At 70.5% G+C, this 25,298-nt stretch carries 28 protein-coding genes; 16 read left to right on the top strand and 12 right to left on the bottom strand.

The genetic code is table 11. The features are described from left to right. Positions 1–94 precede the first annotated feature (94 nt). Positions 95–1,090, bottom strand: coding sequence for a UDP-glucose 4-epimerase GalE (gene galE / locus ACXDC7_RS00800; protein WP_459220862.1), 996 nt, complete (start codon positions 1,088–1,090; stop codon positions 95–97). Positions 1,091–1,217: 127 nt separating this feature from the next. Here galE and ACXDC7_RS00795 point away from each other — a divergent pair, with 127 nt between their 5' ends. Then, positions 1,218–2,132, top strand: a complete 915-nt coding sequence (locus ACXDC7_RS00795; protein WP_459220861.1) for a hypothetical protein — start codon at positions 1,218–1,220, stop codon at positions 2,130–2,132. A 7-nt stretch (positions 2,133–2,139) separates the two neighbouring features. Here ACXDC7_RS00795 and ACXDC7_RS00790 read toward each other — a convergent pair whose 3' ends face one another. Genes ACXDC7_RS00790 through disA form a run of 6 tightly spaced genes read right to left on the bottom strand, consistent with a single transcriptional unit; the run spans position 2,140 to position 6,432 of the window. Beyond that, positions 2,140–2,853: a DUF6270 domain-containing protein gene (locus ACXDC7_RS00790; RefSeq protein ID WP_459220860.1), complete on the bottom strand. Its 714-nt coding sequence runs from the start codon at positions 2,851–2,853 to the stop codon at positions 2,140–2,142. Continuing rightward, positions 2,850–3,704: an ABC transporter ATP-binding protein gene (locus ACXDC7_RS00785; protein ID WP_179445265.1), complete on the bottom strand. Its 855-nt coding sequence runs from the start codon at positions 3,702–3,704 to the stop codon at positions 2,850–2,852. Before ACXDC7_RS00785 ends, ACXDC7_RS00790 begins: the two co-directional genes overlap by 4 nt. Then, complete coding sequence (locus tag ACXDC7_RS00780) at positions 3,691–4,038, bottom strand: ABC transporter permease (RefSeq protein ID WP_459220859.1); 348 nt, start codon at positions 4,036–4,038, stop codon at positions 3,691–3,693. The genes ACXDC7_RS00785 and ACXDC7_RS00780 overlap by 14 nt, the downstream gene beginning before the upstream one ends. Next, on the bottom strand, positions 4,035–4,418 hold the full coding sequence (locus ACXDC7_RS00775; protein ID WP_459220858.1) for a hypothetical protein: 384 nt from the start codon (positions 4,416–4,418) through the stop codon (positions 4,035–4,037). Before ACXDC7_RS00775 ends, ACXDC7_RS00780 begins: the two co-directional genes overlap by 4 nt. A 57-nt stretch (positions 4,419–4,475) precedes the next feature. Next, positions 4,476–5,336, bottom strand: a complete 861-nt coding sequence (locus tag ACXDC7_RS00770) for an EamA family transporter (RefSeq protein WP_459220857.1) — start codon at positions 5,334–5,336, stop codon at positions 4,476–4,478. Positions 5,337–5,373: 37 nt separating this feature from the next. After that, positions 5,374–6,432, bottom strand: coding sequence for a DNA integrity scanning diadenylate cyclase DisA (disA, locus tag ACXDC7_RS00765; protein WP_459220856.1), 1,059 nt, complete (start codon positions 6,430–6,432; stop codon positions 5,374–5,376). 99 nt (positions 6,433–6,531) lie between these two features. On the opposite strand from disA, the gene ACXDC7_RS00760 reads away from it, so the two are divergent. The 8 genes from ACXDC7_RS00760 to ACXDC7_RS00725 are packed head-to-tail and all read left to right on the top strand — an operon-like array spanning position 6,532 to position 13,442. Beyond that, on the top strand, positions 6,532–7,212 hold the full coding sequence (locus ACXDC7_RS00760) for an FCD domain-containing protein (protein WP_179445284.1): 681 nt from the start codon (positions 6,532–6,534) through the stop codon (positions 7,210–7,212). Then, the gene (locus ACXDC7_RS00755) at positions 7,209–8,102 is read left to right on the top strand and encodes a dihydrodipicolinate synthase family protein (RefSeq protein WP_459220855.1); all 894 of its coding nucleotides are present in this window, start codon (positions 7,209–7,211) and stop codon (positions 8,100–8,102) included. The genes ACXDC7_RS00760 and ACXDC7_RS00755 overlap by 4 nt, the downstream gene beginning before the upstream one ends. A 36-nt stretch (positions 8,103–8,138) precedes the next feature. Next, a complete protein-coding gene (locus ACXDC7_RS00750; protein WP_459222788.1) occupies positions 8,139–9,377 on the top strand; it encodes an extracellular solute-binding protein in 1,239 nt (412 codons plus the stop codon). An 8-nt stretch (positions 9,378–9,385) separates the two neighbouring features. After that, complete coding sequence (locus ACXDC7_RS00745) at positions 9,386–10,309, top strand: ABC transporter permease subunit (RefSeq protein ID WP_179445287.1); 924 nt, start codon at positions 9,386–9,388, stop codon at positions 10,307–10,309. Next, complete coding sequence (locus ACXDC7_RS00740; RefSeq protein ID WP_459220854.1) at positions 10,306–11,127, top strand: carbohydrate ABC transporter permease; 822 nt, start codon at positions 10,306–10,308, stop codon at positions 11,125–11,127. Before ACXDC7_RS00745 ends, ACXDC7_RS00740 begins: the two co-directional genes overlap by 4 nt. A 60-nt stretch (positions 11,128–11,187) precedes the next feature. Further along, positions 11,188–12,588, top strand: coding sequence for a DNA repair protein RadA (gene radA, locus ACXDC7_RS00735; protein WP_179445289.1), 1,401 nt, complete (start codon positions 11,188–11,190; stop codon positions 12,586–12,588). 56 nt (positions 12,589–12,644) lie between these two features. After that, positions 12,645–13,094, top strand: coding sequence for a type II toxin-antitoxin system Phd/YefM family antitoxin (locus ACXDC7_RS00730; protein WP_179445290.1), 450 nt, complete (start codon positions 12,645–12,647; stop codon positions 13,092–13,094). Between the two features lie 12 nt (positions 13,095–13,106). Continuing rightward, entirely contained in the window at positions 13,107–13,442 is a 336-nt protein-coding gene (locus ACXDC7_RS00725; RefSeq protein ID WP_179445291.1) for a hypothetical protein, read from the top strand. A 28-nt stretch (positions 13,443–13,470) separates the two neighbouring features. Here the strand turns inward: ACXDC7_RS00725 and hisC are convergent, their stop codons facing one another. The 3 genes from hisC to ACXDC7_RS00710 form a co-directional block, all read right to left on the bottom strand. Continuing rightward, positions 13,471–14,553 carry a histidinol-phosphate transaminase gene (hisC, locus tag ACXDC7_RS00720; protein WP_459220853.1) on the bottom strand — a complete coding sequence of 361 codons (1,083 nt, stop codon included), beginning with the start codon at positions 14,551–14,553 and terminating at the stop codon, positions 13,471–13,473. Further along, entirely contained in the window at positions 14,550–15,185 is a 636-nt protein-coding gene (locus ACXDC7_RS00715; RefSeq protein WP_179445293.1) for a VOC family protein, read from the bottom strand. Before ACXDC7_RS00715 ends, hisC begins: the two co-directional genes overlap by 4 nt. Before the next feature lie 119 nt (positions 15,186–15,304). Continuing rightward, the gene (locus tag ACXDC7_RS00710) at positions 15,305–16,066 is read right to left on the bottom strand and encodes a hypothetical protein (RefSeq protein WP_459220852.1); all 762 of its coding nucleotides are present in this window, start codon (positions 16,064–16,066) and stop codon (positions 15,305–15,307) included. A 60-nt stretch (positions 16,067–16,126) separates the two neighbouring features. Between ACXDC7_RS00710 and ACXDC7_RS00705 the strand changes: the two genes are divergently transcribed. The 4 genes from ACXDC7_RS00705 (at position 16,127) to ACXDC7_RS00690 (ending at position 19,752) form a co-directional block, all read left to right on the top strand. Further along, complete coding sequence (locus ACXDC7_RS00705) at positions 16,127–17,044, top strand: Ppx/GppA family phosphatase (protein WP_179445294.1); 918 nt, start codon at positions 16,127–16,129, stop codon at positions 17,042–17,044. A 9-nt stretch (positions 17,045–17,053) separates the two neighbouring features. Continuing rightward, the gene (locus ACXDC7_RS00700) at positions 17,054–17,989 is read left to right on the top strand and encodes a sugar phosphate isomerase/epimerase family protein (RefSeq protein WP_459220851.1); all 936 of its coding nucleotides are present in this window, start codon (positions 17,054–17,056) and stop codon (positions 17,987–17,989) included. A 64-nt stretch (positions 17,990–18,053) separates the two neighbouring features. Continuing rightward, positions 18,054–18,983, top strand: coding sequence for a proline dehydrogenase family protein (locus ACXDC7_RS00695; RefSeq protein WP_459220850.1), 930 nt, complete (start codon positions 18,054–18,056; stop codon positions 18,981–18,983). Then, positions 18,970–19,752 (top strand): CPBP family intramembrane glutamic endopeptidase, encoded by a 783-nt coding sequence (locus tag ACXDC7_RS00690; protein ID WP_459220849.1) that lies wholly within the window; start codon positions 18,970–18,972, stop codon positions 19,750–19,752. Before ACXDC7_RS00695 ends, ACXDC7_RS00690 begins: the two co-directional genes overlap by 14 nt. 31 nt (positions 19,753–19,783) lie before the next feature. On the opposite strand, the gene ACXDC7_RS00685 is transcribed toward ACXDC7_RS00690, so the two are convergent. Together ACXDC7_RS00685 and ACXDC7_RS00680 are read right to left on the bottom strand one after the other, a co-directional pair. Beyond that, positions 19,784–21,223, bottom strand: a complete 1,440-nt coding sequence (locus ACXDC7_RS00685; RefSeq protein ID WP_459220848.1) for a hypothetical protein — start codon at positions 21,221–21,223, stop codon at positions 19,784–19,786. 143 nt (positions 21,224–21,366) lie between these two features. Next, the gene (locus tag ACXDC7_RS00680) at positions 21,367–22,233 is read right to left on the bottom strand and encodes a bifunctional 5,10-methylenetetrahydrofolate dehydrogenase/5,10-methenyltetrahydrofolate cyclohydrolase (RefSeq protein WP_459220847.1); all 867 of its coding nucleotides are present in this window, start codon (positions 22,231–22,233) and stop codon (positions 21,367–21,369) included. A gap of 272 nt (positions 22,234–22,505) precedes the next feature. Here ACXDC7_RS00680 and purU point away from each other — a divergent pair, with 272 nt between their 5' ends. From purU to proC, 3 genes are all read left to right on the top strand, one after another. After that, positions 22,506–23,384, top strand: a complete 879-nt coding sequence (purU, locus tag ACXDC7_RS00675) for a formyltetrahydrofolate deformylase (RefSeq protein ID WP_179445300.1) — start codon at positions 22,506–22,508, stop codon at positions 23,382–23,384. Positions 23,385–23,453: 69 nt separating this feature from the next. Next, a complete protein-coding gene (locus ACXDC7_RS00670; RefSeq protein ID WP_179445301.1) occupies positions 23,454–24,485 on the top strand; it encodes an aspartate-semialdehyde dehydrogenase in 1,032 nt (343 codons plus the stop codon). Then, on the top strand, positions 24,482–25,297 hold the full coding sequence (gene proC / locus ACXDC7_RS00665; protein ID WP_343045927.1) for a pyrroline-5-carboxylate reductase: 816 nt from the start codon (positions 24,482–24,484) through the stop codon (positions 25,295–25,297). The genes ACXDC7_RS00670 and proC overlap by 4 nt, the downstream gene beginning before the upstream one ends. Position 25,298: the final 1 nt, after the last annotated feature.

Raw genomic sequence — 25,298 nt, 5'->3', positions numbered from 1 at the left:
AGCAGCAGCTCCGCGGGGCCCTTTCTCGTCCGTGGATTGGGAAGTGTTTGTACCGACGTTTGCGTCAATAGTGACGCAAACGTCGGTACAACCCTCAGGAAGCGGTCGCGGACTTTGCTGCCTCGGCGGCCGCCCAGGCGCTGGCGACCATGTCATCGAGGGTGTGGCGCATCTTCCAGCCCAGATCGCGGGCGGCGAGCTGGCCGCTGGCGACGATCCGGGCCGGGTCGCCCGGGCGTCGCGGCGCGATCTCGGGCGTGAAGTCGATGCCGGTGCCCCGGGCCATCGCGGTCATGATCTCGCGCACCGACGAGCCGGTGCCGCTGCCCAGGTTGTAGACCGGCTCGAGCTGATCACCGGCCGCCAGCCGCTGGGCCGCCACCACGTGGGCCTGCGCCAGATCGGCGACGTGTAGGTAGTCGCGGACCGCGGTGCCGTCGGGGGTGGGGTAGTCGTCGCCGTTGATCATGGGGGTACGCCCGGCGAGCAGCGCCTCGAACACCTTGGGAAAGAGGTTGTGCGGGGAGGCGTCGTGGATCTCCGGCGTACCCGATCCGACGACGTTGAAGTAGCGCAACGAGGTGTGCTGCAACCCCGTCGCCCGCGCCGCGTCGGCCAGCAGCCATTCACCGATCAGCTTCGACTCGCCGTAGGGCGATTCGGGCCGGGTCGGCGTCTGCTCGGTGACCAGATCGGGGTCGGGGGTGCCGTAGGTGGCCGCCGAGGAGGAGAAGACGATCTTGTCGACACCCTCGTCGGCCATCGCCTGGAGCAGGCTGACCGTGCCGGTCACGTTCTGGGTGTAGGTGTGCAGCGGCCGCTCGACCGACACGCCCGCGTACTTGTAACCCGCGATGTGGATCACGCCGGCCACGTCGTGCTCGCGCAGCGTGTCGCGGACCAGATCGGTGTCGGTGATGCTGCCGCGGACGAGCGGTACGCCGTCGGGCACGAACGCCGCGAACCCGCTCGACAGGTCATCGAGCACCACCACGCCGAGGCCGGCGTCACGCATCGCGCGGACGACATGCGCGCCGATGTAGCCGGCGCCGCCGGTGATCAGCCAGGTGTGGTTCGGATCGGGGGTCATCGGGGTCCTCTCGGCCGTTCGGGTACGCCGGTCAGCCTACGGCCCGGGCGACTGTCGATCGGAGATTGAGGGTCGCTGGGGTAGAATCGCCGGGATTTCGGATCGGGGATCAACCACGGGGAGGGCCGTGACGGAGGAGACGAGGGACGAGGCGGACGAGATCCTCGACCGGCTCGCCAACCCTGACGTCCTGGCACGCGGTTCGGGATGGAAGATCGCGCTGGGTCTTCTCGCGCTGGTCGCCTATGCCGCGGCCTGCGGGTGGCTGGTCGGTCCTTGGTTCGCGTTGCTGATGCTCGCCATCATCCCGCTCGGGCTCGGCATCTTCACCTGGGCGCGCCGTGCCGCGAAGGGTGGACGACGTCCGGGCCCCGTGCAGGTCGGCCTGATCGGCGTGGGGCTCGCGATGCTCGTCGCCAGTTCGGCCCTCGGCCTCGGTCTCGGCCAGGCGGCGCCGATCCCGGCGGTCGTCGCGACGCCGTCCCCGCGACCGACCCCCAGCGAGACGCCGACGCCGAGCGAATCCCCGACTCCCACCCCGACCCCCAGCCCGACTCCGAGCCCCAGCCAGACCTCGGACAACTCGGGCGGGGGCGACGACGAGGCCGATGCCGATTCCGGCACGGGCTCCGGCGGCCAGGGCGACTACGGCGAGCCCGCGCCGCGGCCGCGGCAGCCGGACTCCCAGCGGCCCGACAACGGTGGCGGCGACCGCAACTCCGATGACGACAAGGGCAGCGGCGGTTCGGGCAACGGTGACGGCGGCTCGGGGAACGGCGGCGGCTCGGGCAACGGCGACGGTGGCTCCGGCAATGGTGACGGCGGCTCCGGTTCCGGCAACGGCGACGGCGGTTCGGGCAATGGCGGCGGCTCCGGTGATGGCAGCGGCGCCCCGGACCCGGGCGGCGGCGATCCCGGTCCCGGCGATGGCGGCGGGGATCCGGACCCGGGCGACGGCGGCGACCCCGGCACCGGTGAGACCGGCGGGGCTGGCCCGGGCGAGCCCGGGGCCACGGACGAGATGGTGGCGCCGACTCCCTGAACCCGGGTCAGCGCGTCAGGGCATCCAACTGGTCGGTCAGGTCGCGGTAGACGTCCTCGGTGTAGTGGAACGGCGCGAGGCCCCACTGGTGTCCCGGGCGGGCGCGGACCCGGTCCCGCGGACGGATCATCGTCAGTTCCGGCGCGGCGTCCATGATCGCGCGCTGATAGCGAAACGTCGCGGCATTCGCCGCCTCCGCCGACAGCCCGAAGCTGACCGGGGTGGGATGGTCCTCCGTGGTGATCGCGGCCCACGGCACCTGCAGGAAGACGGTCCGCCCGAGCAGATCGCGGTCGGCCAGGGCGCCGATCCAACGAGGCAGCGCGCGTGACCAGGCCGCGAAGTGCTCATCGGTCCCGTAGGCGACATGCGGCAGTCCGGCCGGGTAGAAGTCGGCGCCGATGCCCTCGATGGTCCGGGTGAACCACCCGTCCCCCGCACGATGGGCGCCGAGCCGCTCGTCGGTGAGGTCCCACAGCACCAGGTCGACGGTGCTCGCGGCGTCCAGTTGATCAATGGCATTCCCGGCCAGGTCACCGGCGAGCATCCGGCGCTGGAAGGCGCTGTCCAGTTCGGCGTACGGCAGCGTCGAATCGGGCACCGGGCGGCCCACACTGACCAGCGACTGGCGGGCGACGTAACCGGCCAGGCGAAACCGCTCCGGCAGGTGTTCGAATGTGTCCCGGGACACGCACGAGCCCATGATGAAGGTGCGCGTCACGCCTCGATCTCCTGCTCGGCCGCGAACTGCGCCCGGGCATCGGCGAGCAGTTTGTCGGCCACCTCCGGCTTGTCCTGGGCGATGTTGTGCGCCCACCAGCGGTACTTTCGCGCGGTCTCGCGCGCCGGCCCGTCCGCGATCATCTCGCCGTTGTGCAACCAGATCGCGCGGGTGCAGGTGTCCTCGACCGTCTTCGCCGCGTGCGAGACGAGGAAGATCGTTCCGGCGCTCTCCCGGAGCCGCTCGATCACCTTCTGGCTGCGGTTCGCGAATGCCGCGTCGCCGGTGCCGAGGGCCTCGTCGATCAACAGGATGTGCGGGTTGTACGCCGCCGCGATCGCGAACCGCAGCCGCGCCGCCATGCCGGAGGAGTAGGTGCCCATCGGGCGCTTCAACGCGGGGCCGATGCCCGCGAGGTCGGCCACCGCCGGCATCAGAGCCTGGACCTGCGGCGGCGACATGCCCAGCGACAACAGCCCGAGCCGGATGTTGCCCTCTCCGCTCAGCGAGTTGATCAACGCGGCGTTCACCCCCAGCAACACCGGAGTCGAGGTCGAACGAACCTCACCGCTCGTCGGCGGCTCCACGCCCGCGATGATGCGCAGCAGGGTGCTCTTCCCGGAGCCGTTCTGGCCCATGATCCCGACCTGCTCGCCCTCGTGCACGGCGAACGAAACCCCCTTGACGGCGTGCACCTGGGTGGTGGGTGAGATGCCGAACGTCCGACCGATCCGGGCCCGGATCCGGTGGCGCTTGGCCACCTGGGAAAGCGAGGTGGTCCGGCTGCTGTAGGTGACCTTGACGTTGTCCACCTCGACGGTGCGGTGCAGGCGTACGTCACGCTCGGCCATAGTTCACCTCGCCCCGCCAGAAGTAGACGAAGCCGATCAGGAACAAGACGACCGACCACGCCGCCAGGATGATCCACGACCGCGGCTCGGGCATCGTGTCGTAGATCAACAACTTGCGCGAGATGTCGAGCACCTGGAAGGCGGGATTGATGTTCAGGATGATCTCGCCGTAAGGAAGTCGCAGCACGCGCTCGGGCCCGAACATGACGCAGGAGACGAACAACCACAGCCGGGTCACGAAGCCGATGATCTTGCGCAGGTCCGGTATCGCGTCGGTGATCCGGGCAACGATGAAGCTCAGACCGAGGTTGAACACGGTCTGGATGGCGATCACCGCCGGGTCCAGGTCTGCGGCCCGAGCGAGTCGATCACCCGCGTGCTGGCCGCGGTGTCCAGGAACTCGTCCTCGGCGAATGACCAGGCCAGGCCGAGCGGCAGCGCGGTGATCACGTCCGGCATCTCTCCGGCCAGTGCGGCGGAGGCCAGCAACTGGCCGACCTGGGCGTCCTCGACCGGCACGAGATCGACGCTGATGCCGGTCCGTTCGGTGAACCGCGCAAAGACCCGCTCGGTCGCCTCGATCCGGTCGGGCTGGACCTCCATCGACCAGACCAGCAGCGTGTTGTCGTCCGGATTTCGCGCCCCGCGGGTGCCGCAGGCGGTCGCAACGAGGGCACAGACCAGCGCGATCGCGGCCACCCGCATCATCCGCATGTCGAGCCCCCTCCGTCCGTCGCGCCACACTGCGCGGGACCGGCGAGCGAACTATACCTATATCGACTTCGATCGGCCAGAGAATCGGGTGGCGCCGATGCTTGCGGCCACGACGCAGGCGATGGCGACCCACTCGATCACGCCGAGCACCTCGCCCAGCAGCGCCAGCGCGAACACGGCCGCGGCCGCCGGCTCGAGGCTCATCAGGATGCCGAAGACCTTGGGTGGCATGGTCCGCAGCGCGGTGATCTCCAACGAGTAGGGGATCACCGAGGAGAGGATGCCGATCGCGATGCCGATGCCGACGACCCACAGTTGCAGCTCGGTCAGCTCGCCCCGGACGGTCACCAGCACGGTCATCCCGAGCGCGGCGAAGGCGCTCGCCACCGTCAGCCCGGACAGCCCCGACCAGCCGCGGCCGAGGCGGGCGCCGAGCAGGATGTAGCCCGCCCAGCACGCGCCGGCGAGTGCGGCGTACCCCACCCCGATCGGGTCGAGCCGGACCGGGCCGAAGCCGAGCAGCACGACGCCGATCGCGGCCAGCACGACCCAGGTCACGTCCCGCAGCCGTCGCGAGCCGATCAGGGCGACCCCGAGCGGTCCGAGGAACTCGATGGTCACCGCCAGCCCGAGCGGGATTCGGGCGAAGCTCTGGTAGATCGCCCAGTTCATCGTGCCGAGGCAGGCGCCGAAGGCCAGCACGAGCAGCCAGTCCCGACCGGTACGCCGAGAGAGCCCGGGGCGGGCGATGAGCAGCAGCAGCGTCGCGGAGGTCGCCAGCCGGAGCCAGACGATCACATCCGGGCTGGTCACCCCGAACAGGCCCTTGCCGAGCGCGGCGCCGAGCTGCACCGAGCAGATCCCGGCGATCACCAGCCAGGTCGCGGGTATGCGCCGCAGGGCGGCGAATCGGGACACCCGGACAGCCTCGCAGACGGCGCCGGTCCTCCGGTGGTCAGTCCATCTGGTCGGCATAGGCCGACTCGGCCAGCCGGACCAGCCCGTCCCGGATCACCCGGGCCCGCTGCTCGCCGATGCCCTCGACGGCCAACAGGTCGTTGATCGTCGCGGCGAACAGCTCCTGCAGGCTGCCGAAGTGATCGATCAGTCGGCTCGCGAAAGAGGTCGGCAGGCGGTTGATCTGGGCGAGCTGGCGGTAGCCGTGCGTGCTCACCCGGGTGTCGAGATGATCATTCCCGCCGAAGCCGAGCGCGCGGGCGGCCTGCACGGGTTCCAGCAGGTCGGCCGCGGACAGCTCGGTGAGGCCGTCCAGGTGGATGCGGTGCTCCGGATCGGAATAGTCGAGCTCGAGCAGGTCTCCCAGCTCGTCGAGGCGACCGGTCAACTCCTGGCGTTGCATCTCCAGCAGCCGGCCGAGCGTACCGAGCTCGATCACGTAGGCCGCGGTCTCGGCGTCGAGGCGGCGCACCATCTCCAGCCGCTGGGTGACGAAGGTCACGTCCTTGACCGTGACCTGGTCCTGCACCTCCAGCGAGGACAGCTTGTTGGTCTGCTCGAACAGCCTGGCGCGGTAGCGCTCCATCGTCTGCAGGGCGAGATTGGCCCGGGCGAGCAGCACCTCGCTGCGCTCCAGCACCCGGGTGGTTCCGCGCAGGAAGAGCGTGATCGTCGACATCGCCGCCGAGACCGTGATCACCGGCTTGCCGGTCTGCTGGGAGACCCGGTCGGCGGTGCGATGCCGGGTCCCGGTCTCCTCGGTCGGGTAGGAGGCGTCGGGCATCAGGTGCACGCCGGCGGTGACGATCCGCTCGGCCTCCCCGGACAACACGATCGCGCCGTCCATCTTGGCCAGCTCGCGCAGCTTGGTCGGGGTGAAGGACACATCGATGCTGAACCCGCCCGTCGAGACCTGGTCCACCGCGCGGTTGTGGCCGAGCACGATGAGTGCGCCGGTGCGGCCCTTGAGGATCCGTTCGATGCCGTCGCGCAGCGGCGTACCCGGCGCGAGCATCGCCAGATATCGATGCAGCGTCTCGGGGTCGGGGGTCTCCACGCGATCGAACGTAGCAGCGGATCAGGTCCGCCCCGGACGGAATCGGCGACCGGCCGGTCTGACCTGTCTGACCTGTCAGATATGTGATAGGTTCACGGCGTGACGAAGGTGTTGTTCGAGGCCGTCCAGGACCAGCTCCTGGAGCTGATCGCCGACGAGCGGCTGCGGGCCGGTGACGCGCTCCCGCCGGAGGGCGAGCTGGCGGTCCGGCTCGGCGTCAGCCGAGGGTCGCTGCGCGAGGCGACCAGGAGCCTGCAGTCGATGGGCGTGCTGGAGGCCCGCGCGGGAAAGGGCCTGTTCGTGCAGGCCTTCTCGCTGCATCCGGTGATCCGGATGCTGCCCTACCGGGCCATCGCCTCGGGAGCAGAGCTCAAGGAACTACTGGAGCTGCGAGCGGCCCTCGAGCGCGGGCTGATCGACCGGGTCGCCGCCGAGCTGACCGACGACAAACTGGCCGAGCTGGACGCGATCGTCGACGAGATGGATGCCCTCGAGCGGGCCGGCCGTGCCTTCCCCGAGCAGGACCGCCGCTTTCACCGGGCGCTCTATGTGGTCGTCGGCAACCGATTGGTGCTGGACGTGCTCGACACCTTCTGGGAGCTCAGCACCCGGATGCGCCGAGAGCTCCCGCCGCTGCGCTATGACGATCTCGCCGAGCGGCACCGCGCGATCGTCCGCGCGCTCCGGGGCGACGGAGACCCGGTCCGGGCAATGGACGAGCACTTCACCGACATCCAGGCCCGGGTGACCGAGATGACGTCGGGGGAGGACGCCTCGTGAGCGCTCCGGCCCCGCTGGATCGCGCCAAGGGCATCGTTCCGGCGCTGCCGACGCCGTACGCCGCGGACGGTGCGCCCGACCTGCGCGTGTTGGCTGCGCTGACCCGCGACCTGCTGGACGCCGGCGTCGACGGCTTCTACGTCGGGGGCAGCACCGGCGACGGCATCATGCAGACCCACGACGAGCGCGTCGCCTGCATCGCGGCGGTGGCCGCCGAATGCGGGGGTCAGGTGCCGGTCATCGCCCATGTCGGTACGCCGGACACGGCCTCGACGATTCGACTCGCCGAGGCCGCCGCTGACGCGGGCGCGAGCGCCGTGTCCGCGATCGCACCGCCGATCCCGTTGGAGCGCGCCGAACTTCTCGGCTACTTCACCACTGTGGCCGACGCGGCGCCGGTGCCGTTCATCCCCTACTACTTCCCCAAGCGGTCCGGGGTCGAGTTCGACCTGGCGTTCCTCGCCGAAATGGTCGCTCCGGCGTCGGTGGCCGGCGTCAAGTTCACCTCACTGGACCTCTACACGCTGAATCGGCTGACCCGGCTGCGCGGCGGCTCGCTGATCGTCTGGAACGGCCACGACGAGGTCTTGTTGGGCGGCCTGGTGGCCGGCGCCGCCGGCGCGATCGGCTCGACGTTCGGCGTCGCCCCCGGGCTGTACACCGAGCTGCTCCGGGCGTACCGCGCCGGAGATCTGTCCACCGCCCGGGCCCTGCAGGGCCGTGTCACCGACCTGGTCGCCGCGCTCGTCGGCGTCGGAGTGATGCCCGGCCTGCGGGAACTGCTCCGCCTCAGCGGGTACGCCATGGGCGAGCCCCGTCCTCCGCACCGCGGCCTCGGTGCACCCCAACGCGAACAGGTCGCCGACCTGTGGCGCGCACTGCGCGCCTGATCACCACGCCAACCGAAGGAGTCTGACGTGAACCCGATGCCGTTGTCTGCCATGTCTCGACGCACCCTGCTCGCCGCCACCCTCGGCGCTGCCGCCGCGGGCGCACTCGGTGCCTGCGCGCCGCGGGGCGGAAGCGCCCCGGCGCCCGCCGGCGAGGGCGATGGCTCGCTGACCTTCTGGCACTACTACGGCGGCGGGGCGACCGCGCCGCTGGAGAAGCTGTTGGCGCGCTACAGCGAGGAGACCGGGGTGCAGGTCACGCCCCGGCTGATCCCGTTCGGTGACTTCAACCGGACGCTGCTGCAGGCGGCCACGGCCGCCGGGCTGCCGGACATCGCCCTGGTCAATGCCTTCGACACCGCACTGTTCGCCCAGTCGGAGATGATCACCGACCTGTCCTCCCGGGTGAACACATGGGGGCAGAGCGACCAGTACTTCAGTGGCCCGTGGGCCACGACCCAGGTCGGTGGGGCGACCTACGCCGTCCCGCACGTGGCCGACACCTATTCGCTGTGGATCAACAACGAGCTGCTGCCGGATGCGGGCGTCGAGACCTGGGCCGACGTCGAGCGCGCCGCCGGCTCGGTCGCCAAGGACGGCGTGAGCGGGCTCGCGTTCAGCGGGATCGAGGGTGTCGAGGGCTCGACCGCGTTCATCCTGCGTTTCCTGGCCGCGGGTGGCGACATCCGCAAGCTCGACTCCGAGGCCGGACTGGCGGCGTTGGAGTCGCTGCGCGGCATGGTCGAGTCCGGGGCGGTGAGCGAGGGCGTGCTGACCTGGATCGAGGACGATGTCACGACCCAGTTCCAGAACGGCACGGCGGCGATGATGATCAACAGCGCGTCCTACCTGTCGGGACTGCGCGAAGCCGGCGTCGACCTGCGGGTGGCTCCGATGCCGGCCGATCGGGAGCAGGTGTCCTTCCTCTCCGCGGAGAATCTGACGATCACCCGCGACTCGGGCAATCCCGACGCCGCCTGGGAGTTGATCACCTGGTTGCAGCGACCGGAGGTGATGAACGAATACCTGCCGGAACGCAACAAGCTGCCGGTGCGTTCGGACACTGCCGAGGACCCGCAGTGGTCCGACCCGACGATCCGGGTCTTCGTGGATCAGTTGGATGTCGCCTGGGCGCCGGACGAGGAGACCGCGCCGGCATCCGCCGAGATCTTCACCGCGGCCCAGGGCGCCTTGCAGGCGGCCCTTTCCGGTAGCAGTTCCCCGGCGGATGCGCTCGCGCGGGCGCAGGCGACCGTGGACAAGGCGCTGGCCTGAGGTCTGCGGTGACCAGCACAGCGCCGGCAGTGCCCGAGCGCCGCAGGCGGCCGCGAACGCGCGGGCTCGGCCGCTATCTCTATCTGGCGCCGGCGGTGCTGTTCGTCGCCGCCACCACGATCTACCCGCTCTACTACAACGTCAGCCTGAGCCTCTACGACGCGACGATGCAGAACTTCGTCGCGGGTCGGCTCTCCTACATCGGCGCCGCCAACTACGCCACGGTGCTGGCCGACGGCAGCCTGTGGGTCGGGCTGCGGACATCGCTGATCTACACCCTGGGCACCATCGTCTTGATGTTGATCATCGGGATGGCACTGGCGTTGTTGCTGCAGCGCCCCTATCCGGGCCGCAACCTGATCCGAGCCATGCTGTTCCTGCCGTATGTGCTGCCGTCGGTGGTCGGCGCCAATGTCTGGCGATGGCTGCTCGACGGCTCCTACGGCCTGTTCAACGAGCTCTTGCTGCGGATCGGGATCATCCGCGCCCCCGTGTTCTGGCTGGGCAACCCCGACACCGCGCTGCTCGCGGTGATCATCGCCACGGCCTGGACGATGGCGCCCTTCGCGATGCTGCTGCTGGTGGCCGGGCTGCAGGGCATCCCGGCGAGCCTGCACGAGGCAGCCGCGCTGGACGGCGCCGGGGCGATCCGGCGGTTCTTCGCCGTGACGCTGCCGCTGCTGCGCCCGGTGACCCTGGTGGTCGCGCTGCTCGGCTTCATCTACACCTTCCGGACCTTCGACACGATCTTCATCATGACCCGCGGTGGCCCGGGCGATGCCACGACGGTGCTGCCGATCATGGCGTACCAGCAAGCGTTCGTGAGCTTCGATCTCGGCAGCGGCGCCGCGATCAACACGCTGATGCTGATCATCCCGACGGTGCTCGCGCTGCTCTACTTCCGCGCCACCCGTAGCGAGGACGTCCGATGATGCGCGCCCGCGTGGTGCAGGTCGTCGGACTGCTGGTCGCGCTGGTGTACCTGGTGCCGGTCTACTGGATGGTCGCCACGTCGCTCAAACGCAGCGAGGACGTGTTCGCCATCCCGCCGGCCCTGGTGCCGAACCCCCCGACGACCCAGGCCTACGTCGATGCGGTACTGGACAACGAGGCGGTGCTCCAGGGGATCCGGTCCTCCATCGCGATCACCGTGCCGACCCTGGTGCTGACCCTGCTGCTGGCCGTGCCCGCCGCCTATGGCCTGGCCCGTTTCAGGTTGCGCGCCGCCGGGGCGGTGATCTTGTTGATGCTGCTGGCGCAGATGTTGCCGACGATCAGCCTCGCGCTGCCGATGTTCGCGATCTTCAGCGAATGGGGGCTCGTCGACAGTTACGCCGGACTGGTGATCGCGAACACCTCCCTGGCGCTGCCGTTCGCGGTGATCATGCTGCGGCCCTACATGCTGGGCATTCCGCAGGATCTGATCGAGGCCGGGATGCTGGACGGCTGCACCGGGTGGCGGGCATTCCTGCAGATCGGGCTGCCGCTGGTCCGGCCGGGGTTGATCATGGTCGCGACGCTGACCTTCGTGATGACCTGGGGTGAGTTCGTCTTCGGCCTGACCCTGGCCACCAGCGACGCCACCCAGCCGGTCACGGTGGTACTGAACCGCTTCATCGCACAGTTCGGCACCCAGTGGACGAATCTGATGGCGGTGTCGACCGTGATCGCCCTGCCGATCGTGATCGGGTTCATCGTGCTGCAGCGCTTCGTCGTGGCGGGGATCTCCGAGGGCGCCATCAAGGACTGACGCGGCGCCCGGCGCGCCGAGCGGCCGGCGATGTCGGTGGCACGACCTAGGGTGCAACCCATGGCGAAGGCAGCGGCGAAACCGGGTTTCAGGTGCAGCGAGTGCGGGTGGGCCACCGTGCGCTGGGTCGGTCGGTGCGGGGAGTGCCAGGCGTGGGGGAGCGTGCAGGAGGTCGGCGCACCGAAGCTGCGTGAGGTGCGCGCCCAGGCGCCCACCTCGGGCGCGGTGCCGATCGCCCGGGTGCCGAGCGAGGGGTCGGCCCGGGCGCTGACCGGCGTCGGCGAACTGGACCGGGTGCTCGGTGGCGGCCTGGTGCCGGGGGCGGTCGTGCTGCTCGCGGGAGAGCCCGGCGTCGGAAAGTCGACGCTGGTGCTGGAGGTTGCGGCGCGCTGGGCGCGCGCCGGGCGGCGCACCCTCTATGTCTCGGGCGAGGAATCGGCGGCGCAGGTGCGCCTGCGCGCGGGGCGTACCGATGCCCTCGCCGACGAGCTGTATCTGGCCGCGGAGACCGATCTCGGCACGGTGCTCGGCCACATCGAGCAGACCGACCCGAGCCTGCTGGTGGTCGACTCGGTGCAGACGATCGGTACGCCGGATGCCGACGGCTCGCCCGGCGGCGTGACCCAGGTCCGCGAGGTGACGGGCGCGCTGGTGCGGATCGCCAAGTCGCGCGGGATGGCGGTGCTGATCATCGGTCACGTCACCAAGGACGGCAGTATCGCCGGTCCGCGGCTGCTGGAGCACCTGGTCGACGTCGTGTTGGCGTTCGAGGGCGACCGGCACTCGGGCTTCCGGATGGTGCGGGCCTCGAAGAACCGTTTCGGGCCGGCCGACGAGGTCGGCTGTTTCGAGCTCGTCGACGCCGGGATCGCCGAGGTGCCCGATCCCTCGGGCCTGTTCGTCTCGCAGTCGGTGGCGGTGCCCGGCACGGCGATCACGGTGACCATGGAGGGCCGCCGGCCGCTGCTGGCGGAGGTCCAGGCGCTGGTCACCCCGACCCCGCAGCAGAATCCCAGCCGGGTCAGTGCCGGCCTGGACCGGCAGCGCCTGGCGATGGTGTTGGCGGTGCTGCAGAAGCGCTGCCGGATGCCGCTGCACAACCAGGACTGCCACGCCTCGTCGGTCGGCGGGGCGCGGGTCACCGAGCCGAGCGCCGACCTCGCGCTCGCGGTCTCCATCGCCTCCAGCTACGTCGACGCCGCGCCGGTCGGGGTCGGCCGGGTGGTCGCGCTGGGCGAGATCGGGCTGGCCGGCGAGCTGCGCCGGGTGCCCGGGCTCGAGCGGCGGATCGCCGAGGCCGGCCGGCTCGGCTTCGACACCGCGATCGTGCCCGCCAGCCTCGACCTGCCGCCCGGCCGCGGTCACCGCGACGAGCGCCTCGGCATCACGATCAAGCCGGTCGCCACCGTGATGGAGGCGATGGAGGAGCTCGGCTTCCCGGGGCGGCGACGCGCGTCATGACCCGCTGGCCCCGATGCGATTCATCTTCTGATTGTGTTCTGAAGTAAGGTGATGCCATGTCCGGTCGCCGCAAGATGTTCCAGTCGTCTGAGTTGTCCCGTCATCCCGCGCCCGTGTTCGACGCGGCCGAAGACGCGCCCGTGGAGGTGACCCGTCGCGATGGGCGACCGCTGGTGCTGATGTCTGCCGACGAGTCCGACGAGCGCGATGAGTTGCTCGCCCTGGCCGGGCAGATCATCGCGATCACCACCCGCGCCGGCGAAGATTCGCTCGGGGATCGGTTCGCCGAGCGCTTCGACTGGATGCTCGCCCTCGATGCGGACGATCGGGAGCGGTGCGCCGGAGCTCTGGTCGAGGCGTCCAGGGCGGCGTTCGCGACGGGACGCGCGCATCTGGCCGTAGCCGAGCTGGCCTCGTGGCGATCCACCGCGATTGCCCTGGCCGAAGGCCTGCGCGCCACGGAACTCGACTGGCTCGCCGAGCCCTTGCCGGTCGAGCGGCCCTGAGCAGGGGCCGACGTGGGAAGGAAGGGCGCGGTCCCCAGGCCGGTTCGGACCACCGAGTACGCCATCGTGTTCGGCACGCGGCAGGCCGAGCGCGGGTGGCAGGCGCTGCTGGCCAACCAGCGCAACAGGTTGGCGGAAGCCTGGGATGACCTGGTCCGGGACCCGAACGCGATCACGCCCACGATGCACCCGCTGAGGGGTGCGCTGGCCGACATCGAGCGGGACGGCCGGGCACACCAACGCAGACAATATGAGCTCTCCGGAGGTGCGCGGATCTGGTACTTCGTGACCGAGCGCACCGTCGTGCTCGAGAACGTGCACACTCGGCATCCCAACCAGACCAAGTAGCGATACCGGCCGTGCTCGTCTCGCCCGGTCAGCGCGGCAGCGTGCGGGCCACCTCGACGGCGAGCCGGTTGGCCTCGGGCTCGCCGACCGTGATCCGGATGCCGTCGAACGCATCGCCGGCGAGGTAGCTGCGGACCATGATCCCGGCGGCGGTGAACGTCTCGCCCCACTCGGCGGTCCGCTCACCCGCGGGCAGCCAGACGAAATTGCCCTGGCTGTCCGGGACCTCGAAGCCCGCATCGCGCAGGCCGGCGCCGAGCGTTTCCCGCTCCGCGACGATCGCCGTCACCCGCTCCAACAACTCCGCCTTCGCGGCCAGCGATGCCGCCGCGGCGACCTGGGCCGGCAGGGACACCGAGAAGGCCGGGGTCAGCGCCCGCGCCGCCGCGGCGACTTCCGGCGTACCCACACAGAATCCGACCCGCAGGCCGGCCAGGCCGTATGCCTTGGAGAACGTCCGCAGCACGACCACATTCGGGTAGCGCTCGGCCAGCTCCAGCCCGCGCGCCGCTTTCGGGTCCGTGACGAACTCGACATAGGCTTCGTCGATCATGATCAACACGTGATCGGGGACATCCGCGATGAACGCCTCCAACTCGGCCTGCGGCACCGTCGGACCCGTCGGGTTGTTCGGCGTGCAGATCATGATCACCCTGGTCCGGTCGGTGATCGCCTCGCGCATTCGGTCAAGATCATGCACGGCTCCCGGGCCGAGCGGCGCCTGCACGGGCACCGCGCCGTGACTCAGCACCGTGATCGGATACGCCTCGAACGACCGCCACGCGAAGATCACCTCGTCGCCCGGTTCGCACACCGCGCCGACCAGGTGTCCGATCACCGACACCGACCCCGTGCCGAGCGCCAACTGGTCCGGCGCGACGCGAAGATCCTCGGCGAGCGCCGCCGTCAGGTCGACATTCGCCATGTCCGGGTAGCGGTTCATCCGCTCCAGCGCGGCATGCGCCTCGGTGAGCACTCCCGGCAGCGGCGGATAGGGATTCTCGTTGCTGGACAACTTCCACGACACCCCGCCCGGCCCGAGCGGGGCGGGCTTGCCCGGGCGGTAGGGCGGCAGCGCGGCGATCGCCGGCCGGATCCGGACTCCGCTCACAGCCGGACCGGCCCGGCAGGGGTCTCGAAGTGCGCGGCCAGGATCCCGGGCTGCCCGTTCGGCGCGACCCAGTCGATCTCCAGATCGGCCATCAACGAGTCGACCGGGCCGCCCATCCAGTCCTCCAGCCGCGCCCGATCGCCGGCGATGTCGAGCTTGATCAGCTTCACCTCGCTGTGCAGCGCGCTCGGCAGCACCGAGGCCTCGCTCAACCAGCTCAGGAAGAACGGCAACTGCGGGTCGGCCTGGGTGCCCTTGACGCCGATCTGGCGCCACTCCAGCTTGCGGCCGTCCGGCAGGTGGCGGCTGCCCGGCACGGACTCACGGCCGAGCCGGTCCTCGAAGGGGGAGAGATCGTCGACCGAGACCACCCAGCCGATCCAGCCGCCGCCGAGCTCGGAGCGGGCGCGGACGATCTGGCCGTAGGGCGCCTTCTCCGCCGCCGGATGATCAAGGACCTCCACGACCTCGACGTAGCGGGAGTCGGTCAGCGGGATGAGCCGGTTCCGGGTGCCGAACCGCGGGTGGAAACCACCGTCTCGGGAGTCGGTGCCGAGTGTCTTGCTGAGCTGATCCGCCGTGGCCTGGAGACCGTCCGGACCGGCGGCAAAGGAAAGATGGTCCACACGCATGACCGTCATTGTGGCCGGGAACGTTTCGGCCAGATTTCCGGGGTCGCTTCGAGCCGGCGGAGCGATGTGATACGCGCCACGTTCTCGCGGCGCCCGACGGTGCCCGCCGGCCGGGCCGATCAGCGGCGCCGGACGGTGGCCGGATGGCGCATCCCGGCACCGCGGGCGGCCTCGAAGCGCTCGCAGTGCCCGACCAGTTCGGCGTACCCCTGCGAACCCATCAGCTCGGTCAGCTCGTCGGCATTGGCCAGATAGACCGGCTCCTTGCCGCCGTGCGCCTCGGTGTTCGAGGTGCAGTACCAGTCCAGGTCGTGGCCGCCGGGACCCCAGCCCTCGCGGACGTACTCACCGATCGAGACCTCGGTGTAGGAGGTTCCGTCATTGCGCTCGACCTCGCGGAACTGCCGGCGGATCGGCAGTTGCCAGCAGACGTCCGGCTTCGTCTCGACGAAGCTGCGGCCCTCCTCGATCGCGAGCAGGTGCAGCGCACAGCCCGAGCCCGCCGGGAAACCCGGGCGGTTGTGGAAGATGCAGGCGCCGTCCACCACCCGCGTCTTGCGCTCGACCGAGCCGTCGTCGGAGGCCTCCTCCTCGACCCAGCCGCCGCGCCTGCCCTCCTTGCGGAACTGCCACAGCTCCGGTGTCAGCCGCTTCACCGCCTTCGCCACCCGCCGCTCGTCGTCGCGGTCGGCGAAATGCGCGCCGAGCGTGCAACACCCGACATCGGGCGCGTCGGCATAGATCCCGGGACAGCCCTGCCCGAAGATGCAGTTCCAGCGCGAGGTCAGCCAGGTCAGGTCGCACCGGAACACCTGCTCGTCATCGGCCGGGTCGGCGAACTCGACGAAGGCGCGGGGGAAGTTGGACGACACCTCGGGCATGCCGGCCAGCGTAACGGTGCCCAGCCCCGTCGCCGATGATCAACGCTAGGGTGAGCGGCCATGCGGCTCGGCGTACTCGATGTCGGTTCCAACACCGTGCATCTTCTTGTGGTGGACGCGCGCCACGGCGGTGCGCCCGCCCCGGCGGCCTCCGACAAGTGGGTGCTGCGGTTGTCCGAGCACATCGATGACGACAACCGGATCGCCCCGGCCGCCGTCGACGCCCTCGTCGCCACGATCGAGCAGGCCCAGCGACGCGCGGAGGACTCCGGCTGCGCCGACCTGCTCGCGTTCTGCACCTCGGCGATCCGGGAGGCGACCAATGGCGAGCAGGTGCTCGAGGCGGTACGCCGTCGCACCGGGCTCGACCTGGAGGTGATGACCGGCCGGGACGAGGCGCGGGTGACGTTTCTCGCGGTACGCCGGTGGTTCGGCTGGTCGGCCGGACGGCTCGCCGTCTTCGACATCGGCGGCGGCTCGCTGGAGATCGCCGGCGGCCCCGACGAGGATCCCGAGATCGCCCTCTCGGTGCCGCTCGGTGCCGGCCGGCTGACCCGGGAGTTCGGCACCGACCTGGCCGGGATGCGCCGCCACGTGCGGGCCGGGATCGGGGCGGTGATCGGCGATCTGTCGCGGCGCGGCCCCTACGACCGTGCGGTCGGCACGTCGAAGACCTTCCGAACCCTCGGGCGGCTGACCGGAGCGGCGCCGAGCAGCGAAGGGCCGTTCGTGCCGCGGTTCCTGGATCGCGCCGAACTCGCCGAGTGGTTGCCCAGGCTCGCCGAGATGAAGCCGGCCGAGCGGGCCAAGCTGCCCGGCGTCTCCGCCGGCCGGGCGGGCCAACTGCTGGCCGGCGCGGTCGTGGCCGACGCCGTGATGGACCTCGCCGGCGTGGATCGGCTCGAGCTGTGCCCGTGGGCGCTGCGCGAGGGCGTACTGCTGCGGCACATGGATCACCTGACCAACGGCGCGGGCTAGTCTGGACCGGTGAGCCACAGCTACGGCCCGGACAGCGCCGGCGACACCGCGGCAACCCCGGACGGTGCGGCACCGGCCACGGCCACGGCCGCGGGCAACGGTTCGGTTCCCCGGCGCCGGCCGAATCCGGTCGGGCTCTCCAATTCCTCGGTCTACCCCGAGGGCACCGCGACGGCATTCGAGCTGGCGGGCCGGCTCGGCTACGACGGCGTGGAGATCATGGTCGGCATCGACGCCGCGTCGGTGAGCGAGGACGAGGTCGAGCGGCTGCGCGACTACCACCAGGTGCCGATCTTGTCGATCCATGCGCCCTGTCTGATCTTCACCGTCCGCACCTGGGGCACCGATTCGTGGGAGAAGCTGCGCCGATCCGCGCGCGCCGCGCAGCGGTTCGGCACCGACGTGGTCGTGGTGCATCCGCCGTTTCGCTGGCAGCGGGGGTACGCCGAGACGTTCGTTCGTGGGGTTCGGGAGCTGCACGAGGAGACCGGCGTGAAGTTCTGCGTCGAGAACATGTACCCGTGGCGGGCGCCGAAACAGGGGCTGCACGGCGGCCGCAAGTTCAAGGCCTACAAGCCCGGTTTCGATCCGACCCACCACGATTTCGATCACCTGACACTCGACCTGTCGCACGCCTCGACCGCCCATCAGAGCTCGGTCGAGCTGGCCCGCGCCTGGGGCCCGCGGCTGCAGCACGTGCACCTGACCGACGGCCGCGGATCGATCAAGGACGAGCACCTGCTGCCCGGGCACGGCGACCAGCAGGCCGACCGGGTGTTGCAACTGCTGGCCGCGGAGGGGTACGCCGGGCAGGTGGTGCTGGAGGTGAACACCCGCCGCAGCGGCAGCCGCGAGCAGCGCGAGAATGACCTCGGCGAGGCGCTGGCGTTCACGCGTACCCATCTCGCGGCGGGTGCACCCCCGAAGGTTCCCGCCGCGCGCTAGCATCCGCCGGTCGGCGCGTGGCCGAGTACGACACAGGCCGCGGGCCCGGCCGGGAAGGACTGAGGTGGCCAACCAGTTTCTGATCATGTTGTCCCGGGCGAAGGGTGTGCGCGATATCGCCACCCGGCTGCCGATGACCCGGTCCGTGGTGGATCGATTCGTGGCCGGCGAGACGACACCGCAGATGGTGGAGGTGTGTCGGCGGCTGACCGACGACGGGCTGCTGGGCACCGTGGACTACCTGGGCGAGGACACCGCCGATCTGGGGCAGGCCGCGGCGGTCACCTGGGAGTATGTCGGCGCGCTGGCCGCCCTGGCCGAGGCGGGCATCGCCGATCGGGTCGAGGTGTCGCTGAAGCTGTCGGCCATCGGACAGTTCCTCGGTCGGGACGGCGAGAAGGTCGCGCTCGACAACGCCCGCCAGATCTGTCAGGCCGCCCGCGAGGCGGGCACGACGGTGACCCTGGACATGGAGGACCACACCACCACCGACTCGACGCTGGGCATCCTGCGCGAGTTGCGCGCCGACTTTCCCGACACCGGGGCGGTGATCCAGGCGTACCTGCGGCGCAGCGAGGCCGACTGCCGCGACCTGACCCACGCCGGCTCGCGGGTACGCCTGTGCAAGGGCGCCTATGCCGAGCCGGAGTCCGTGGCCTACCCCGATGAACGCGATGTCGAGCTGTCCTATGTGCGCTGCCTGAAGGTGCTGATGTACGGCGAGGGCTATCCGATGGTCGCCACCCACTCGCCGCGGCTGATCGCGGTCGCCCAGGACATCGCGCAGCGCGCCGGTCGCGGCAATGACGACTTCGAGTTCCAGATGCTGCGCGGGGTACGCCCGAATGCCCAGGCCAAGCTGGCGGGGCTCGGCCACCGGATGCGGATCTATGTGCCCTACGGCACGGACTGGTACGGCTATCTGGTCCGCCGGATGGCCGAGAAGCCCGCCAATCTCGGGCTCTTCGTGCGGGGCCTCGTTGACCGCAACTGACGATCGCGCCACCCGCGGTTTCGGCATCGAGATCGCGATCGTCCTGGCGCTGTCGCTCGGGCGCTCGGCGACCTATGCCGTCCTGAACCTGATCGAGCGCCTGACCCGGCCGGAGGCGTTGTCGGAGCAGACGACGTCGATGAACCAGGCGATCACTCCGGACCGGCCGTGGCTCGATCTTGCCTATCAGCTCGCCCAGATCATCTTCGCGCTGGCGCCGGTGGCGCTGGTGCTCTATCTGTTGGTATTCCGTGCCGGACCGATGGTCTGGGGCATGACTCCGCGCCGCGCGCTGGGATTTGATCTTCGTCGGCCCGGCTTCGATCTCAGTCGTGGCGTGTTGATCTTCGCCGCGATCGGCATCCCCGGACTGGGGTTCTATCTCGCGGCGCGCCAGCTCGGCTTGAACACCACCATCGCCGCAGCGAACCTGTCCGATGCCTGGTGGTCGATTCCGGTGCTGGTACTGGCCGCGGCCCAGAACGGCGTACTCGAGCAGGTCGTGATGATCGGCTACCTGCTGATCCGGGCCCGCCAGCTCGGCTGGGCGTGGTGGCAGATGTGGCTGCTGGCCGCGGTGATCCGCGGCGGGTACCACCTCTATCAGGGATTCGGGCAGGGCGTCGCGAACTTCCTGATGGCGTTGATCTTCGGGCTGCTCTACTACCGCTGGAAGCGGATCGGCCCGCTCGTCGTCGCGCACACCCTGCTCGACATCGCCTCCTTCGTCGGGTACGCCCTCGCCGCGCCGCACCTCGACTGGCTGTGACCCCGGCGTCGAACGATCACGATCGCGGGGATCAGATCCGACGCCCGTTGATCGGGTATTCGAGAACCTCGGGCCACGCGCCGCGGATGATGGCGTGGAAGGTCTCCCACTCGGCACGCTGCTTCGTCGGCACGGACAACAGGGTGCGGATGATTCGACGCGAATTGATCGGGATGACGGTGTCGAAGGCGACGTCGGACTCGATCAGCATGTTCTGCATCCAGCCGCCCAGGCGGGTCTCCCAGTAGAACATGTCCTGCACCGCGTACTCCTCGGGCACGGCGGCGTAGTCGGAGAAGTGCAACTGGTCGGAGTAGTCGGCGATGATGGAGGCGTCGACCGACCGTCCCTTGAGCAAGCGGGTCGCCATCCATTCCGCGATCGGTGCGTCGATCGGGAACGCGCCGTAGTAGAAACGGCCGAGCTCGTAGAGGTTCGATCGCACGTGGATCGCGTCCAGCGGGAACGTCGCCGCGTACTTCACCGACACCTGTCGGCCGTGTTGGCGATGCGTGTTTCTCGCGAAGATGGCCGCTTGCGCCTTCGTCGGCCAGGAGTCGGACAGGTCCAGGACCCGATGGTCGAGCCCGAATCGCGCCGCCAGCTCGGTCGCCACGGTCACGTCACGGTCCACGTCGGCCTGCATGGTGGGCCGCTCGAGCTGGTAGGTGAACCACGACATCCGCTCCGCCGTGCGTCTGGTCAGTGCCAAGGTGACCCGACTGTCGAACCCCGCCGTGAGCGAGGCGACGATCGGCCGTTCCGTGCGGCACAGTTGATCAAGGAACCGGCCCGCTTCGTCCCGCACCTTGTCGGCGGCGTCGTCGACCGTGGATGGCGTGTGGGGCACGGGGCCGACCCGCCTCGCCGTGCGGCCGCGGAGCTCCAGTTCCACGTTCGGGCCGAGGCGCCAGACATTCAGCATCTGGGTGCGCCGTCCCGGCGTGGTCCACACCTTGGGTGAGGTCTCCCGCTGGCCGTAGTAGGAGGGCCGCACGTCATCGACGGCTTCGGCGACCAATCGCGAGTTGCCGCCGGCGACGGGTTCGTGTGCGTGCCAGTAGATCCCGCGCATGGCGACCGCATCCGACTGGAGCCAGAAGCCGTCTGCGTTCCAGTACGCACAGACACAGCGGCCATTGAGCCGGTCGAGATGATCATCGAGGCTGCCCGCGCGCCAGGCCGCCGACAGGCGGTCGATCAGGTCGGTCTGATCGGTGAGGTCGGGATCGATGGCCAGTCCGAGCAGTGCCATCCCGCGGTCGTGATCTCCTGCGACCCGGACCTCGAGGCACGGATCGTGCCACAAGGCGGCGGGGCCGAGCGCCCGCTGGACCCAGAACGAGCCGATCGACTTGGACAAGATCGCGGGAGGCCCGAGCGAGAGAACCCAGCTTCGGGCGAAGGGCACCACCCCGCCATGTGCTCCCGCCACGACTGAGCGGCGTTCAAGCGCATCGTCGTCGCCCACGGGCAGGATGCTATGCCAGCCCGATCGTTCAGCACATCGTCGCCACGCGGGATAGCTCCGCGTTTCCCGTGGGCCTCGACGGCGTTGTCCGACTCCGTGATCAGCAGGCGATCGGGTGGACCCGGCGCCGGCCCGTCCCGGCTCTACGCACCGCCTGCGGCCAGCCGCTCCGCGGCGTCCACACAGTTCTTGAACAACATGGCGATGGTGGTCGGGCCGACGCCGCCGATCCGGGGGGTGATCGCGCCGGCCACCTCGGCGACGGACTCGTCCACGTCGGGCAGCAGTTTGCGACCGGCGTACCGCACTCCGCCGCTGACGACCACCGCACCCGGCCGCACGTGCTCGGGCCGGACGATCCCCGGCACGCCGACGGCGGCGATCACGATGTCGGCCCGGCGGGTGTGCTCGGCCCAGTCCGGTACGCCGGTGTGCACCACGGTCACCGCCGCATTCGCCGTCGGCCGCTTCTGCGACAACAGCAGGGCGAGCGGCCGGCCGAGCGTCGTGCCGCGGCCGAGGATGCAGACATCGCGTCCGGAGACCTCGATCCCGTGGTGGGCGAGCAGGCGCTCGATCCCCGCCGGCGTACACGCGACCATGCCGGGCATGCCGAGCGCGAGCCGGCCCATGTTCACCGGGTGCAGGCCGTCGACGTCCTTGTCCGGGTCGACGCGCAGCATGGCGGCCTCGAAGTCGATCTGCGGCGGGGTCGGATGTTGGACGAGTACGCCGGTCACCTCGGGGTCCTGGTTCAGCGCGCGTACCGCATCCTCGACCTCGGCCTGGCTCGCGTCGTCGCCGAGGTGGATGTGCGGGGCGGTCATGCCCAGCTCCTCGGCCTTGTCGATCTTCATCCGGATGTAGCCGGCCGAGGCGTCGTCCGAACCGACGAGCAGGGTGCCCAGCCCGACCGGATGACCGGCCTCGCGCAGGGCGGCAATGCGGGGGCGGATCTCGGCGAAGACGGCATCGGCGACGGGGCGGCCGGAAAGCAACTGAGCAGGCATCGCGGGCAGGATATCGGGGCCTCGGCGCCCCGGCTCCGCACCATCCTGACTCTCGCGGACCGGCCGGTCGGTCGATCCCGCGCCACCGCGCGGTCGCAGGCCGCGGGAAGGCGCGCGAGCGCCAGATTGGTGCGCCGCGACCGCGACGACCGACCCCGCATCGCGGACCCGTTCGCCCCGCGCCGGCCCGGGCGCCTACGATCCGAGCGGCCCGCCGATCCGGACGCCGGGCGCACGAGACGAACAAGACGCACGAGACGAAGGGCACGGGCATGGCAGGGGAGACCGCGGGCGCCGAGCAGGTCGACCACGCGCGGCTGGTCGTCTCCGGCGACGACCGGGCGGGCATCGTCGCGGCCGTCTCCGGCCTGATCACCGAGCTGGGCGGCAACATCGTCGCGCTGCACCAGGCGAGCTCGGACCGCTCGGGCGGCCGGTTCTTCCAGCGGACGGTGTTCTACCTGCCCGAACTTGCCCGGCGCCGCGACGAGGTGGCCGACGCGATCGAGCGGCGCATCGTCGGCGGCCTCGGCATGCAGGCACGGCTCGTCGATGCCGGCGAACGCAAGCGCGTGGCGATCTTCGCCTCGAAGTCCGATCATTGCCTGCTGGACCTGCTCTGGCGCCAGCGCCGCGGCGAGATCGAGATGACCGTCCCGCTGGTGATCTCCAACCACCCCGATCTCGGCGACGACGTCCGCGGCTTCGGCATCCCCTTCGTGCATGTCCCGGTGGGCGGCGACAAGGCGGCCGCCGAGGCCGAACACCTCCGGCTGCTCGACGGCCAGGTGGACCTCGTGGTGCTGGCCCGCTACATGCAGATCCTGTCCGGCGACTTCCTGGAGCGCGTCGGCGTACCCGTGATCAACATCCACCACTCCTTCCTGCCGGCGTTCGTCGGCGCCAATCCCTACCAACGGGCCAAGGAACGCGGCGTGAAGTTGATCGGCGCCACGGCGCACTACGTCACCGAGGACCTCGACGAGGGCCCGATCATCGAGCAGGACGTGGTACGCGCCTCGCACGAGGACACGGTTGCCGACCTGCGGCGCAAGGGCGCCGGCGTGGAGCGCTCCGTGCTGTCCCGCGCGGTCACCTGGCACTGCCAGGACCGGGTGTTCCGCGACGGCAACAGCACCGTCGTGCTCTGATCCACGCCGCCGGGTCTCGGCCGCCGAACGAGGAGGCGCCGCGCCCGCCCAGCACGTAGGCTCGTGCCCATGCGTGTTGGAGTCTTCGGTGCCACCGGTCAGGTCGGCGGGGTGATGCGTACGCTGCTCGCGGAGCGCGACTTCCCCGTCGACGAGATCCGCTACTTCGCCTCGGCGCGATCGGCGGGCACGCCGCTGCCGTTCGGCGACCGCGAGGTGCTCGTCGAGGACACCGCGACCGCCGACTTCACCGGCCTCGACCTGGCGTTGTTCTCCGCGGGCAAGACGATGAGCCTGGAGTACGCCCCCAAGGTCGCCGCCGCCGGCGCGACCGTGATCGACAACTCCTCGGCCTGGCGCGGCGATCCCGAGGTGCCGCTGGTGGTCGCCGAGGTCAACGGCGCCGACATCGACGTCGCTCCGAAGGGCATCATCGCCAACCCCAACTGCACCACGATGGCCGCGATGCCGGTGCTCAAGCCGCTGCACGACGCGGCCGGGCTGCGCCGGCTGGTCGTTGCCACCTACCAGGCGGTCTCCGGCTCCGGCGGCGCCGGTGTCGCCGAGCTGGCGACCCAGCTCGCGGCCGCGCCCGATCCGACGCCGCTCGCCTTCGACGGCTCGGCGATCGACTTCCCGGCGCCGGAGAAGTACGCCCGGACGATCGCCCACGACGTGCTGCCGCTGGCCGGATCGCTCGTGGACGACGGGTCCGGCGAGACCGACGAGGAGCAGAAGCTGCGCAACGAGTCGCGCAAGATCCTGCACATCCCGGACCTGCCGGTCGCCGGCACCTGCGTTCGCGTACCGGTCTTCACCGGGCACAGCCTCGCCATCCACGCCGAGTTCGCCGACGCGATCGACCCGGCCCGGGCGACCGAGCTGCTGGCGAGCGCGCCCGGCGTCGAGCTGTCCGACATCCCGACGCCGCTGCAGGCCGCGGGCGCCGACCCGGTCTATGTCGGCCGGATCCGCACCGACGCGTCCGCCCCCGAGGGCCGCGGGCTGGTGCTCTTCGTGTCCAACGACAACCTCCGCAAGGGTGCCGCGCTGAATGCGGTGCAGATCGCGGAGCTGATCGCCGCCCGGGTCTCGGCGTGACCGATCGCCTGCTCGTCGTCGGCGGCGGCGTGATGGGGGAGACGCTGATCTCGGGCCTGCTGCGCGCTGGCTGGCCGACCGAGCGGATCCTGGCCAGCGAACGCAGCCCCGAACGACGCGCCGAGCTGGCCGAGCGGCACGGGATCGAGGCGCTCGCCGGCCTCGACGCCGCCGGACAGGCCGAGACCGTGGTGTTGGTGGTCAAGCCGCAGGACGCCGACGCCGTGCTCGCCGAGCTGGCCGGCCGGATCCGCCCCGGCGCGATGCTGGTCTCGCTGTGCGCGGGCGTACCCACCGCCCGGCTGGAGGCGGGCCTGCCCGATGGTCAGCCGGTGGTGCGGGTGATGCCGAACACGCCCGCGCAGGTCGACGAGGGCATGGCGGCCATCTCCGCGGGTCGGTACGCCGATGCCGCGCATGTCGCCCGCGTCGAGGAGCTGCTGAATGCCATCGGCCGCAGCGTCACGGTCCCGGAGTCCTATCAGGACGCGGTGACGGCGATCTCGGGCTCGGGACCGGCGTACCTCTTCTTCGTCGTGGAGGCGATGATCGAGGCCGGTGTGCACCTCGGCCTGCCGCGGGTGACCGCGACGGAGCTGGTCGTGCAGACGATGCTCGGTTCGGCGAAGCTGTTGCGCGAGTCCGGCGGGCACCCGACGGTGCTGCGCGAGCAGGTCACCTCGCCCGGCGGAACGACCGCGGCGGCGATCCGCCAGCTCGAGGACCACAAGGTACGCGCGGCCTTCATCACCGCGATCGAGGCCGCCCGCGACCGCAGCCGCGAGCTCGGCCGCACCGAACCGGGATCCTGAT

The organism is Naumannella huperziae (assembly GCF_054073625.1).
Note: the sequence above shows the minus strand (reverse complement) of the source record. Positions and strands in the feature narration are given on the sequence as shown.

Bases quoted from the DNA above. Each gene is read 5' to 3' on its own strand.
- galE (WP_459220862.1), bottom strand. From the start codon at position 1,090: ATGACCCCCGATCCGAACCACACCTGGCTGATCACCGGCGGCGCCGGC.
- ACXDC7_RS00785 (WP_179445265.1), bottom strand. From the start codon at position 3,704: ATGGCCGAGCGTGACGTACGCCTGCACCGCACCGTCGAGGTGGACAAC.
- ACXDC7_RS00775 (WP_459220858.1), bottom strand. From the start codon at position 4,418: ATGCGGATGATGCGGGTGGCCGCGATCGCGCTGGTCTGTGCCCTCGTT.
- purU (WP_179445300.1), top strand. From the start codon at position 22,506: ATGGCAGGGGAGACCGCGGGCGCCGAGCAGGTCGACCACGCGCGGCTG.
- ACXDC7_RS00680 (WP_459220847.1), bottom strand. From the start codon at position 22,233: ATGCCTGCTCAGTTGCTTTCCGGCCGCCCCGTCGCCGATGCCGTCTTC.
- ACXDC7_RS00750 (WP_459222788.1), top strand. From the start codon at position 8,139: ATGCCGTTGTCTGCCATGTCTCGACGCACCCTGCTCGCCGCCACCCTC.
- ACXDC7_RS00705 (WP_179445294.1), top strand. From the start codon at position 16,127: ATGCGGCTCGGCGTACTCGATGTCGGTTCCAACACCGTGCATCTTCTT.
- ACXDC7_RS00730 (WP_179445290.1), top strand. From the start codon at position 12,645: ATGTCCGGTCGCCGCAAGATGTTCCAGTCGTCTGAGTTGTCCCGTCAT.
- radA (WP_179445289.1), top strand. From the start codon at position 11,188: ATGGCGAAGGCAGCGGCGAAACCGGGTTTCAGGTGCAGCGAGTGCGGG.
- ACXDC7_RS00715 (WP_179445293.1), bottom strand. From the start codon at position 15,185: ATGCGTGTGGACCATCTTTCCTTTGCCGCCGGTCCGGACGGTCTCCAG.
- ACXDC7_RS00710 (WP_459220852.1), bottom strand. From the start codon at position 16,066: ATGCCCGAGGTGTCGTCCAACTTCCCCCGCGCCTTCGTCGAGTTCGCC.
- ACXDC7_RS00670 (WP_179445301.1), top strand. From the start codon at position 23,454: ATGCGTGTTGGAGTCTTCGGTGCCACCGGTCAGGTCGGCGGGGTGATG.
- ACXDC7_RS00740 (WP_459220854.1), top strand. From the start codon at position 10,306: ATGATGCGCGCCCGCGTGGTGCAGGTCGTCGGACTGCTGGTCGCGCTG.